The 12517-nt window shown below is 36.8% G+C and carries 13 protein-coding genes; 4 read left to right on the forward strand and 9 right to left on the reverse strand.

Annotated features, from left to right (window positions below):
* Positions 1–156 precede the first annotated feature (156 nt).
* From AAGS61_RS08360 to pxpA, 3 genes are all read right to left on the reverse strand, one after another.
* Positions 157–948, reverse strand: coding sequence for a putative hydro-lyase (locus tag AAGS61_RS08360; RefSeq protein ID WP_391370007.1), 792 nt, complete (start codon positions 946–948; stop codon positions 157–159).
* 62 nt (positions 949–1010) lie between these two features.
* A complete protein-coding gene (locus AAGS61_RS08365) occupies positions 1011–2228 on the reverse strand; it encodes an NRAMP family divalent metal transporter (protein ID WP_391370365.1) in 1218 nt (405 codons plus the stop codon).
* Between the two features lie 40 nt (positions 2229–2268).
* The gene (gene pxpA, locus AAGS61_RS08370; protein ID WP_391370009.1) at positions 2269–3033 is read right to left on the reverse strand and encodes a 5-oxoprolinase subunit PxpA; all 765 of its coding nucleotides are present in this window, start codon (positions 3031–3033) and stop codon (positions 2269–2271) included.
* Positions 3034–3307: 274 nt separating this feature from the next.
* Between pxpA and pxpB the strand changes: the two genes are divergently transcribed.
* Entirely contained in the window at positions 3308–4048 is a 741-nt protein-coding gene (gene pxpB / locus AAGS61_RS08375) for a 5-oxoprolinase subunit PxpB (RefSeq protein ID WP_391370012.1), read from the forward strand.
* Positions 4039–5028, forward strand: a complete 990-nt coding sequence (locus AAGS61_RS08380) for a biotin-dependent carboxyltransferase family protein (RefSeq protein ID WP_391370015.1) — start codon at positions 4039–4041, stop codon at positions 5026–5028. Before pxpB ends, AAGS61_RS08380 begins: the two co-directional genes overlap by 10 nt.
* Before the next feature lie 48 nt (positions 5029–5076).
* On the opposite strand, the gene AAGS61_RS08385 is transcribed toward AAGS61_RS08380, so the two are convergent.
* Complete coding sequence (locus AAGS61_RS08385; RefSeq protein ID WP_391370017.1) at positions 5077–5835, reverse strand: IclR family transcriptional regulator; 759 nt, start codon at positions 5833–5835, stop codon at positions 5077–5079.
* A gap of 874 nt (positions 5836–6709) precedes the next feature.
* Between AAGS61_RS08385 and AAGS61_RS08390 the strand changes: the two genes are divergently transcribed.
* Both AAGS61_RS08390 and AAGS61_RS08395 read left to right on the forward strand, forming a co-directional pair.
* Positions 6710–6856, forward strand: a complete 147-nt coding sequence (locus AAGS61_RS08390) for a hypothetical protein (RefSeq protein WP_391370020.1) — start codon at positions 6710–6712, stop codon at positions 6854–6856.
* A 415-nt stretch (positions 6857–7271) separates the two neighbouring features.
* Positions 7272–7424 (forward strand): BH0509 family protein, encoded by a 153-nt coding sequence (locus AAGS61_RS08395; protein WP_391370023.1) that lies wholly within the window; start codon positions 7272–7274, stop codon positions 7422–7424.
* A gap of 91 nt (positions 7425–7515) precedes the next feature.
* Here the strand turns inward: AAGS61_RS08395 and AAGS61_RS08400 are convergent, their stop codons facing one another.
* The 5 genes from AAGS61_RS08400 to lepB form a co-directional block, all read right to left on the reverse strand.
* Positions 7516–8454, reverse strand: a complete 939-nt coding sequence (locus tag AAGS61_RS08400) for a thymidylate synthase (protein ID WP_391370026.1) — start codon at positions 8452–8454, stop codon at positions 7516–7518.
* A gap of 345 nt (positions 8455–8799) precedes the next feature.
* Positions 8800–9135: a DUF4288 domain-containing protein gene (locus AAGS61_RS08405; RefSeq protein ID WP_391370029.1), complete on the reverse strand. Its 336-nt coding sequence runs from the start codon at positions 9133–9135 to the stop codon at positions 8800–8802.
* 299 nt (positions 9136–9434) lie between these two features.
* Positions 9435–10550: a GGDEF domain-containing protein gene (locus tag AAGS61_RS08410; RefSeq protein ID WP_391370032.1), complete on the reverse strand. Its 1116-nt coding sequence runs from the start codon at positions 10548–10550 to the stop codon at positions 9435–9437.
* Between the two features lie 407 nt (positions 10551–10957).
* Positions 10958–11722, reverse strand: a complete 765-nt coding sequence (locus AAGS61_RS08415; RefSeq protein ID WP_391370035.1) for a CPBP family intramembrane glutamic endopeptidase — start codon at positions 11720–11722, stop codon at positions 10958–10960.
* A 126-nt stretch (positions 11723–11848) separates the two neighbouring features.
* Positions 11849–12412, reverse strand: coding sequence for a signal peptidase I (lepB, locus tag AAGS61_RS08420; RefSeq protein WP_391370039.1), 564 nt, complete (start codon positions 12410–12412; stop codon positions 11849–11851).
* Between the last annotated feature and the right edge of the window lie 105 nt (positions 12413–12517).

The following is a 12517-nucleotide window of genomic DNA, read 5'->3' on the forward strand; positions in this document are numbered from 1 at the left end:
AATGAGTAAAATTTACCTGACTAACTAAAAAAGTACGGTTATGTGTAACATTTTTATTTAGTTGCAATGAATTCCTTCGTTAATATAGTACACAAATCTAAAATCGTGTGCACAAGTAATGCCCACCAAATCCGATTGGCGGGCATTTCCTATCATTTACAGTATGCTTAAGCTTGTTTCCTTTATATCTGTAATAAGCATATGGCCTGGTGCATGCGTAATCATAATAGCAGGTTTACTTTCCATCGCAACGGCTTGAGGTGTTACGCCACAAGCCCAAAATACTGGAACTTCCCCTGGCTTAATGGACACGGCATCACCGAAATCGGGCTTTGAAATGTCTGAAATGCCAATTTGTTCTGGATTGCCAATATGAATTGGTGCACCATGTACATTTGGAAAACGTGAAGTAATTTGGATGGCACGAATTGCATCCTCTGGTGTCATCGGACGCATACTGACAACAGTTGGTCCTTCAAACATACCAGCCTTTTCACACGGGATATTTGTTTTATACATTGGCACATTACAATTTTCTTGAATATGTCTAATTGGAATACCTGCTTCAAGAAGCGGTGTTTCAAATGTAAAGCTACAGCCTATTAAAAATCCGACCATATCTTCTTCCCAATAATCGGTAATATCTACTACTTCCTCCGTAAAAATACCATCACGATAAATACGGTACTTCGGGATGTCCTTGCGAATATCTGCATTTTTCGCAATTTTAGCAGGTATAAATGATCCAGGCTCTGTCACATCTAATAGTGGGCATGGCTTTGGATTTCGCTGACAAAATAGTAGAAAATCAAAGGCATGCTCCTTCTTTAAAATGACTAAATTTGCTTGTGTAAATCCGATGGACATGCCAGAAGTCGGTCCCGTTATTTCTTGATTTCGAATTAGTTTACGGATTTCTTTTGGCTCTAAAGTACTAAATGTAGTCATCGTCTATTCACTCCTTGTAAATGAACCATCCATGATCAAGAAGCTCATGGATGGTTACTAGATTAACTAAAAACTTTCGGAATTTGTTCAATTAGTGTGATAATGCTTAAATACCCCATCAGAACAACTACAATGGCACCTGTTACCGTTAACCAAAGTGGATGCTTATACGTACCAACAATGTCTTTTTTGTATGCTGCAATTAATATAATACTTAGTGATAACGGTAAAATTAGTGCATTTAATGCTCCTACCAAAATCAACACATTTACAGGCTTACCGATGAAGGCAAAAGTTGCTGTTGAAACGATGATAAATGCGATAATCACCCAATTATGATATTTCTCGATTTTCGGGTGGAATGAACGAATAAATGAAACAGATGTATAAGCCGCACCTACAACAGAAGTGATTGCTGCAGCCCACATAATCATACCAAACATACGATAACCAATATTACCCGCAGCAAGTTGGAACACAGATGCAGGTGGATTATCAGGATCGATTGCTAAACCTTTTGACACAACACCAAGAACCGCTAAAAATAAGGCAATACGCATAATACCTGTAATTAAAATCCCTGTTACAGAACTTTTTGTTACTTCAGGTAAAGATTCTTGTCCTTTAATACCCGCATCTAAAAGACGGTGACCACCAGCAAATGTAATGTAACCGCCCACTGATCCACCAACTAAAGTAACAATGGCAAACCAGCTAATTTCTTTAGGCATAACCGTGCTCACAATTGCCTCTCCTACAGGTGGTGAAGTACTAAAAGCAACATAGAGCATTAGTAAAATCATGATACCGCCAGCAATTTGAGCAACCTTATCCATTGCCTTCCCTGCTTCTTTATAGATAAATATAAAAATAGCAAACAGTGCACTTACAACCGCACCCGTAATCGGATCTACGCCCATCATGGCATTTAACCCTAAACCTGCCCCAGCAACGTTTCCAATATTAAATGCTAAACCACCCATAACAATCATAATCGCAAGGATTACGCCTAATCCAGGCAATATCTTATTGGCAATCTCTTGCCCGCGCAAACCTGAAACAGCAATAATTCGCCAAACGTTCACCTGCGCGACAATATCTAAAATTAATGAAATTAAAATAACAAATCCAAAGCTAGCTGCTAATTGCTGTGTAAATACCGTTGTTTGTGTTAAAAACCCAGGCCCGATAGACGAGGTAGCCATTAAAAAGGCTGCACCGAGTAACACACTTTTACTTGCTGTTTTCTTAACAAATTTACTTTTATTTTTTTGCTCGATTCCTTCTGTAATCGTTTCCATTTTATTTGCTCCCATGTAATTACCCCTCCTTGATAGCACGTATTGTGATTTGATTTTCTGTTAATTTTTCATCGATATATTTTGCAAATTCAACCGCATGCTCTCCATCCCCGTGAATACAAATTGTATTTGCTTGTAATGGGATGTCGATTTGCTGCTGTGACAGTACCATGCCTTCTTTCACCATTCTCACAACTTGATTTACAGCTTGTTCCGTATCCGTAATCAATGCATCTGGTTGTTTACGAGATGTTAAAGAACCATCTTGTTGATAGGTACGATCTGCAAACACTTCATGCGCTGTTTGAAGCCCTATTTTTTCCCCAGCTTTTGTTAATTCACTACCTGAGAGACCGAATAACACAAGTGAAGGTGAAATATCATAAATGGCTTGTGCGATAGCCTCCGCAATGGCTGGATTTTTAGCAGCCATATTATACAGTGCGCCGTGTGGCTTCACATGTTGCATCGTTTCATTGTAGATAGTTAAAAAACCTTGCAATGCCCCAACCTGATAAATGACCATATCGTATGCTTCTTGAGGTGTGATATTCATCTCGCGTCTACCAAAGCCATTTAAATCTGGTAACCCCGGGTGTGCTCCAATTTTCACACCATTCGCAATCGCTAGCTTAACAGTTTCTCGCATGACCGTTGGATCTCCACCATGAAAACCACAAGCAATATTTGCTGATGTTACATACTTTAAGATTTCCTCTTGCTCTCCTAGTCGATAACGACCAAAACTTTCCCCTAAGTCACAGTTTAAATCAACTCGAAACATCTTCTTCCCCACTTTCTTTCTACAAAAGTTCTAAATATGAATGCGTTTACAAATTTTAGTACCGCTATTCGGAACTTTAGTTTTGAAATTTAAAAAAATATTATCACACTTTTTTTTTGGAGAAAAGCATAATTTTTAAATTTTTTAGAAATAACACATTTTTTTTATTTTTATTAAAATTCAACTTGTTTTTGTTTGTCGTTAAAATATAATATTAATAATCCGTTATTTAAAACTTATATACCGAATTTTGAAACTATAGGAGATGGTTTTCATGCTAAATGTAAAAGAGCGTGTACAAATAAGACCTTTGAGCGATTCTGCACTTGTTATTCAAGTAGGTGAAGGAATCAATGAAGCGACTCACAATAAAGTTAAAAATATATTGAATTTATTAGAGAGAAATCCATTTGAAGGATTTATCGAGGCTGTGCCTGCCTATAATAGTGTGACAGTTTACTACAATCCGACTGATGTATACTTTTCACATTTAGAAAAAGGAGTCAAAATGCCTTACGAAATTGTGAAAACAAATATTCTTTCGTTAATGAATCAATCTCACGTCATGGAAACAACAAAAGAACGTGTTGTAAAAATACCTGTAGTATATGGTGGCGAAATGGGGCCAGATTTAGAATTTGTAGCTAATTATCATGGCTTAACACCTGAAGAAGTTATCAAAATTCATTCTTCTGTACAATATCTTGTTTATATGATTGGCTTTGCTCCAGGTTTTCCTTTTATGGGCGGGATGGACAAACAAATTGCAACACCACGTAAAGAAACACCACGTTTAGCTATCGCGCCAGGATCTGTTGGCATTGCAGGAAATCAAACAGGAATTTACCCATTAGAAACGCCAGGTGGATGGCAAATTATCGGACGAACTCCTAGTCGTTTGTTTTTACCTGAACAATCGCCTCCAACACTATTACAACCAGGGGATCGAATTCAATTTGTCCCAATATCAATGGCACAATATACAAGAGATTGGGAGATGGGAGCATGGGAATAAAAGTATTGCAGCCAGGTATGTTGGCAACGATTCAAGACTTAGGCAGATACGGCCTACAGAAGTTTGGTGTGATCGTAGGAGGCGCAATGGATGCGATGTCTTTACGCATCGCGAATCTACTCGTTGAAAATTCGGAGGGAGAAGGTGCGCTAGAGGTAACACTTTACGGCACTACTCTATTATTTGAAAGTGATGAACTGATTGCCATTACAGGTGGCAATTTGCAACCTACAATCGACGGAAAAAATGCACCAATGTGGCGACCACTTTTCATTCGAAAAGGATCTATTTTGAAATTCAATGCTGCGATTAGTGGTAGCCGCGCTTACGTATCGTTTAGCGGTGGCATCCAAGTACCCAACGTAATGGGCAGTAAAAGCACTTATATTCGTGCTGGCATTGGTGGGTTCCAAGGTAGAAAATTGCAAAAAAATGATGTGTTTGAATGCGGTAAACGAACAACGTTAGGAGAAGAACTATTTAACCAATTATCAAAAGATTCAGCCTACCTATCATGGTCAGTTGATTACACGCACTTCGTTACATTCGAAAAAACGCAAACGATCCGCATCATTCAAGGCTCTGAATACGAGCATTTCGACGAGGGTCGTTTAAAAAAATTCTTTTCCACTCCTTACACAATTACAACCCATGCAGATCGAATGGGCTACCGATTGGAAGGAGAGACCATTTCATTAAAAGAGAAGTTTGAATTATTATCTGAAGGGGTGACCTTTGGAACAATTCAAGTCCCTTCTAGTGGGCAACCGATTATTTTAATGGCAGATCGTCAAACGACTGGTGGATATCCGAAAATCGGACAAGTCATTTCTGCCGATTTACCATCATTAGCACAAATGCAAGCAAATGGTCGTATAAACTTTAAAGAAGTTACGCTAGAAGAAGCGCAGTGGGCAGTCATTCATCGCGAAAAAAAATTAAAAGAACTAGCATTTGGCCTCCGCTTAAAAAGGAAATAGCTAGTGTATGTAAAAAGAGGCGCTCTCCTCACAAGAGACGCCTCTTTTTTAAAACGTTTCATATCCTAATTGTTTAGAAATCTCTACCGTAGCCTTTTTCAGTTTCTCAACAAAAACCCCAACATTTTCTCCTTGATAATTGGTTTCTAGTCCTGCGATACTCATCGATGCAACCACTTCTCCTTTATGATCGTAAATTGGTGCTGCAATAGCGGACGTATAATTTTCCAATTCGGAATGGCTAATCGTATAGCCAACCTCTCTTGCTTGTGCAATTGTTTCATAAAGTTTTTCTTTATCCGTAATCGTCCCCATCGCAAATGATGTCAGTTCGATTGATTCAAGATATTCCTTGATTTCATCATCTGGTAAAAAGGATAATACCGCACGAGGACACGCCCCTGCATACAGAGGGCTTTTTCGACCAATGGCTGTATACAGTCGCACTTTTTGCTTCGTATCGACTTTCTCAATATATACCGCATCGTTACCATCACGAACAGTTAAATTAATCGCTTCTTTTACGTCATTATGTAACGCATTCATAATGGGCTCTGCAATTTTTCGAATATCCAGGCGCATGGATACGAGATGTCCAAATTTAAGGAAGAGAATGCCTAACCGATATTTTGCATCAATCCCCTTTTCTAAAAATTCCATTTCCTCCAATGATTTCAACATGCGAAAAACAGAGGTTTTAGGGATTCCTGATAACTCAATGATTTCTTGAAATGACAGTTCAGTATGATCGATAAATAGATTTAATATATCCATGGAACGGACAACCGTTTTATTTTTATTTGTCAATTCAGGTTTCTCTTCCTTTCGTTACAAGCTTTAAGCTAATCATTCTGGATCTTTTTTAAATATTAATTCAAGGGTGTTGATTTACCTTTTATTGTTAATTTAATCGCGTGAAACGTTGATTTCCGCTCCATTCGGCTCGCTTTCCACGGGCATGGCTTCAGCCTCCTCGTCGCTCGTACCTCGGTGCTCCTGTCGCTGCGCTTTCGTCGCAAATAAATTTCCTGCGGGGTCTTCAGGCCAACACGACGTTGGTCACGAAGGCGTTGTCACAGGACGTGACGGTTTTAGCCTTCGTTCCTTTATTGCTTTTCCCGTAGGAAGCTTTGCTCTGTAGCGAAAGGCGCATGCCGTCAGCTACACCTCGCCGATTCCGCTTCAATCAACTGGCAAGTCATTTTTAATTACGTTTTTGCTAAAGAAACACGCTTCTATACAGGAAATATTTTGATAATCAACACAACTAATATTAATTTACACTTTCATAACAATTGTTTTATGCACATTTTAAGTGCTTGTAGAAGTCCCTTGTATGTCTTTTCAATTTCTAATTATACCTAACTTCTTACTGTATTTGTATCCCTTGTAAGCGAGATTAAAATGGAAATTAAAAAAGAGTAGAGAATTGTTGGGTTGCTTCCATGTGCTCTACCCTTGCTTGTGATTTTACTTTGTTTACTTTATTAATAGGCTAGTTAAAAAATACAGATATTCGTTTTTTATCCTACTCTCTGCCGCTTTTCTTTGAATAAAAAAGGAACCCTCTACAAAATAAATTTTAAAATCTATGAAACTTCTTTCTATTCTATTCGTATAATAATCATTCGGTTTAAATGGAGAGCACTTAAAAGGAGAAATGAAAATTTTGGACCATTGAATGAAGAAGTTACTTTTTGTTATTTATTTTATTACGATTGCGGATGCCTATTACTCCACATTGTTTGTTGAGCCAAAAACACCTCCGCAATATCAAACTGCTCAAGTATCTGTTCAGTCTACAATGACACAAGCTCAGCTGCGGTAGCAAAAATAACAAAAAGAAATGCATGACAGAAACGATGAAAGAAAAAGTAAAGGTGATTTATTCACAGTTCCAAGTAACAACCTCTTTACCATTTGTAAAAGGCTATACATGTGAAAAACGATTATTTTTAAGGAATATTTGCAGCCAATTGCTCTTACACAGCCATCTTCCAGATCCACTGGTTGATGGCTGTTTTATTTTAAATAAAATAAGGACAGATTCGTTAACTCAATAGGTAGATCATGTAAATCATTCATCCATTTTTCAGTTAATGAACAGATGGACCCCTAACTAAAGTAACAATTTTCAAAATATTTTTAAAATTTAGGTAAAATTAGTGGTTTTTACTCCACCTCTGTTATATAATACATTATAATAAAAATAATTGTTATATATCAAAAAAGGGGGACTTAAAATGATTTCAGAAAAAGAGCGTCAAAATATGGTTCAGTTTTTAATGATGTATTTCGGATCAGATCCAAATCATTTAAATTATTTGACTGATTGCATGTTAGAGAAAACTTACGAATTCGCTTACACTCGAACGTTAATGGAATGTGATTTCTAGAAAGCATTCTAACTAGCAATCTCAAAAAAAAAAAAAAACAGGAGGGTGTCCCAAGTCATTTGTCATGACTTAGGACACCCTTCTTCAATGTTTACACCGCAATCGGTGCTTTGATTGGTGGATGTGGATTGTAGCCTTCTAATGTAATATCCTCAGCTGTCATATCGAAAATTGACTTGTCCGCTAAATGTAGCTGTGGTAGCTCACGTGGATCACGGCTTAATTGCTCATATACTTGGTCAAAGTGATTTTTGTAAATATGTGCATCCCCTAATGTGTGCACAAACTCACCCACATCTAAACCACATTCTTTGGCAATTAAATGTGTAAGTAATGCATATGACGCGATATTAAACGGAACACCTAAGAAAACGTCGCCACTCCGTTGATACAGCTGACAAGAAAGCTTGCCGTCTGCTACGTAAAATTGGAAGAATGAATGACAAGGGGGCAGAGCCATCGAGTCTACTTCTGCTGGGTTCCATGCGGATACGATTAAGCGGCGAGAATCAGGATTTTTCTTAATTTGCTCGATTACATTGGCAATTTGGTCAATGGATTCGCCATTTGGAGCTGGCCAGCTACGCCATTGTTTACCATATACGGGACCTAAATCACCGTACTTTTGCGCAAAATTATCGTCTGCTAAAATTTTTTCATTAAAGATGTTCATTTGCTCATCGACTACTTTGGCAAATGCCTCATCTTTCGCCGCGCGTAATCCGAAATCTGTCATATCTGGTCCGTTATAATCATCCGATTTCACCCATTTATCAAACGCCCACTCGTTCCAAATATAATTTTTGTCTTGAATGAGTGTTCGCACATTTGTGTCACCTTTTAAAAACCATAAAAGCTCCGTCTTAATTAACTTAAAATAAGTGCGTTTCGTTGTTAATAACGGAAACCCTTCTTGTAAATTAAAGCGCATTTGATAGCCAAAAATGCTCTTCGTTCCTGTTCCTGTTCGGTCTTCCTTCTCAAATCCATGCTGCAAAATGTGCTCACATAGCGCTAAATATTGTTGCATTGCTAGACTTCCCTTCGTACTCAGTTATCTTATCCATTATATATGTTAACAGTTTCCGTTGTATATTTTCAGATAGTTTTGAAGTTAACTCTTTCTTTTTCCGATGAAAACTTCAATATTTTTTGTGTAATGGCTTATTTCAGCACGATCATTTCACTATCTGCTTGTGCTACGAGTGAAAATTCATCCCCTACCACCAATGTGCTATTTTCTGCTGAACAATAGAGCATGATCTCGGTCGATGATACAATTATTCAAATCCCTTCTAAACGTTTAAATTCTTCATTTTGTATTGCTATTCACATAAACTATTGAATAGATCATTCTTTAGGCAACGTATAATTCTTATTTATCTAAAGAATATAATTCAATTGCTTCTTCTGCAGTAGTAGGTTTGTCGAACAAAATATATCGACTATAAACCTCCTTTAAATTTAGAGATTCACTTAAATCGTCCACTAATTCAAAAACATCTAAAATCTTTACTAGTTCTACAGTGTTGATTCCACCATCAGCATTTTCGTATGAATCTGGTTGAAAATGTTGATTTACTACATCGCAAACCGCTTCCTTGCTCTTGCCATTTAACAGAAAAATTCTTTCTTCAAATATCTTCCCCGTGTTTTTTGAAGATGTTGCTGTTGATTCAAATAGTAATTTAACAGAGAAATATTTATCCAATAAAATCCCCCCTGCAAATAAACTATCACTCTAGCGATAACTTTACTAGCCATAAGATCTTGTTCATTCTTACGAAGGAATTCCTTGCAAATTGCTCCTTTTCTATTTTTAGAAATAGATTGATTTACAGTTTTCAGCATTAAGGTATGAATCAACACAATCATATAACTATGATCTAAATAGGCGCCAACAGCTCTATAAAGCACATCTCCATCAAAATAGGCTGAGAAGACGTGCTTTCTTATGTGGATATCCATTTTCCAACTGCAAATACAGCATCCCTAAAAGATAAATCTTCACTACATGTACATTTTATGCTCAAATGCATTACGTCCCTTTTCCTTTACACTGTATAATGCTGTATCTGCTTGCTCGATACAGAGTAAAATATCATTTACTGTCGCAACTTTTTGTGTATGTGCCCCTATACTGACTGTAATCAGACGATCCACCTTTGACGTTTTATGTTCAATTTGTAGCAAATGTATTGCCCGAATGATTTCTTCGCAAATTTCACGAACCTTATCCTCCTGCTGTTCAACAAATAACAGGGTAAATTCCTCTCCTCCCCACCGCGCAGCAAAAACGTTGTATTTCGTCGCAATGTCCTTCAGTACATGACCAATTTTACGTAATACTTCATCTCCACTAGTATGACCATACGTATCGTTATAAAGTTTAAAATAGTCAATATCTAAGACGATTGCTGATAGTAAACAAGGGGTATCTAATATTTGGGCTTCAAGCTGTTCCATATATTCATTAATCGCGCGGCGGTTATACAGATTTGTGAGTGGATCGAGCGAGGCTTGAAGAGCTAATTTTTCATTTACTTCGCTAAGCTCTTGCGACAATTTCCGTGTCATATCAATTTCACTTTTCAGTCTTGCTTGCATTTTGTTCATATGATGAAAGGAAAAATAAAAAGCGCGAGACAGTAAGTACGTAATAGGAAATAATATTGCCAAATAGAGTATTTGCCCATAAAATTGTGGTGAGTTTCCTTGTATGACATATAACCCTGCTACTAATACACCACTAGTAATTATAATTGTAGGAAGTATTTGTTTATTCGTTAATACAAAGTACGAACAACAAATTAACATAATTAACGTATACATCATGAGCTGATTGTTGTCGGGCTGACTTGTCAGTGCGATCATGACCCCTAAACTTGTTAAGAGCCCAATATATAACGCAATATATAAATCTAGTTTTCGGTAATTTTCTTCTGTTACATGTACCCGTTTTATTTGTATATAATAGTGACAAATCAGATTGAACCCTAGTAACAATAAATACCCCCATACATTACTTAGCACCTCATTAGATACTTGTTCTTTGGCGAAAATAACCATGACTGTTTCGACTAATAAAATGAATAATACAATGCCAGTCATTACTTTACTAACCAATGCTATTTTTCTGAAATTGTGTTGAATTTTTGCTTTGTGTATATAAAACGATAGAGAATCAGATATCATTTTATCACTCACCTCTGAATTCGAACTGATAAACAAAAAAATTTACACAGCATTAGTCTTTTTTACCCACAATTATTCACTTTTCAACTTCCGTTTAAAAAGGTCTTTATACCTTATTTTATGTTACGGAAAAGGTTTTATTACTCAGTTCTTCTATTTATCGTTATTTTACAAAAGGGGGTGTCCAGAAAGTAAAAACTTTCTGGACACCCCTTCACTTCTTAATATTTATCCATTAAGAAATATTGCTCCTGCGGTGGTCACATCAAAATGTCACCATCCTCGTCGCAAAGGGGACGTCTCAAAATGTCTTTTCAGACGTCCCCTTTTATGCTTATTTAAATAACACGTACTTTTGTAGCTCTTAGCTCGACCAACATAAACAGTACAATACAAGTGACGACAAATACTACCCATTTGGTCATATCTAAAATTTCCACTGCAATCGTTCCTTGTGTAAGATCATGTAAATAAAATACATTTAACATACCGTGTAAAATGGCTGCTGGTATAACTGAATCTCCTTTTTCTCTTATGTATGTAAGAATGATCGAGATTGTAAATAATAATAACAAATAGATGACAATGCCCATGAACTGATGCGTATAAGACTGATAAAAAAAGGCGATTGGTAAATGCCAAATGGACCATATGCTCGCTATCATCAAAGCTGTTTTTATAAAGCTATACTTTCGACGTAAGTACTCATAGTAATTCCCGCGCCAAACAATTTCCTCTAAAAGCGCAGACAATGTACTAATCGTGATTCCAATGAGTAGTAAAGACATCAACTCATGATATGTCGTAAATAAAAAGTATTCCCCATATAGAAAGTAAAAATATAGTTGCAAGCCTACCCCCAAGAAAATCGGTAATAGGATAGCTAGCACTGTCGGATAAAATGTTGGCTTTCGAATTGCAAAGGTGTATTCTACCTTCCTTTTCTTTATGACGGCTTGATATAGTAAGACAACGAGTAAAGGAATCGCCATCATGATCCCTATATAATTGCGTGCATCGTCTAGCTGTAATAATAAAATATGAACAACTATTGTGATTGCATAAATCCAAATCGTAGTCGTAAAAATGATTGAGTCCTTCATAGAAACACCCCCTTACCTACCAAAATATCTATGTACTGTTTAAAAATTATAAACCTTATGCACTATATTTTACATGAAATAACAAAAAACGACACTACTATTTTTAGTGTCGTTTCGTTTAATCTATTAATTGCTTATTAATTCGGCATTGGAAAGTGGCCAATATACGAATCTTACTTCCCCAATGACTGTATCCATCGGAACAAATCCCACAGCTGGTACTCGACTATCTACACTTACACGACGATTATCACCTAATACAAACAAATGCCCTTCTGGTACAGTCGTCTCTTGTAAATAGTCCTCTAACATAAAATCTTCCGTCAATGTACCAGGATCCTTTAATTCCGCTTTATAGTTATCTAAATACGGTTCATCGTATTTTTCACCATTCACATATAGCACATCGTCTATGTACTGAATGTGATCGCCAGGTAAACCGATTACTCGCTTCACATAGTTTTCCTCTTCTGTTGCTTTAAATACAATGACATCAAAGCGCTCGAAATGTGTTAGTTTAGGCGTGATTTTATCGACCCCCAACATTTCCCCATCTTCCAACGTTGGCATCATTGACGCACCTTGTACAACAATCGGTGTAAAAATAAAATACCGTACCCCTACAGCTAATACAAATGCGATGCCAATTGTTTTGACCCAATCCAACCAATTATCTTGCTTTTCTTCCACGCTTAACCCCTCCCCAAATATACATATTTTCTTATTTAAACGAACATTACGAATAAAAGTTGCATTTTTATTTTTTATCCAAATAAAGGTATCCCTAAAATTCGT

This window comes from Lysinibacillus sp. KU-BSD001 (genome assembly GCF_042920265.1).
GTDB lineage: Bacteria > Bacillota > Bacilli > Bacillales_A > Planococcaceae > Lysinibacillus_B.

Coding starts and splice junctions, on each gene's coding strand:
- AAGS61_RS08360 (WP_391370007.1), bottom strand. CDS start 948: ATGACTACATTTAGTACTTTAGAGCCAAAAGAAATCCGTAAACTAATT.
- pxpA (WP_391370009.1), bottom strand. CDS start 3,033: ATGTTTCGAGTTGATTTAAACTGTGACTTAGGGGAAAGTTTTGGTCGT.
- pxpB (WP_391370012.1), top strand. CDS start 3,308: ATGCTAAATGTAAAAGAGCGTGTACAAATAAGACCTTTGAGCGATTCT.
- AAGS61_RS08380 (WP_391370015.1), top strand. CDS start 4,039: ATGGGAATAAAAGTATTGCAGCCAGGTATGTTGGCAACGATTCAAGAC.
- AAGS61_RS08390 (WP_391370020.1), top strand. CDS start 6,710: ATGAAGAAGTTACTTTTTGTTATTTATTTTATTACGATTGCGGATGCC.
- AAGS61_RS08395 (WP_391370023.1), top strand. CDS start 7,272: ATGATTTCAGAAAAAGAGCGTCAAAATATGGTTCAGTTTTTAATGATG.
- AAGS61_RS08400 (WP_391370026.1), bottom strand. CDS start 8,454: ATGCAACAATATTTAGCGCTATGTGAGCACATTTTGCAGCATGGATTT.
- AAGS61_RS08415 (WP_391370035.1), bottom strand. CDS start 11,722: ATGAAGGACTCAATCATTTTTACGACTACGATTTGGATTTATGCAATC.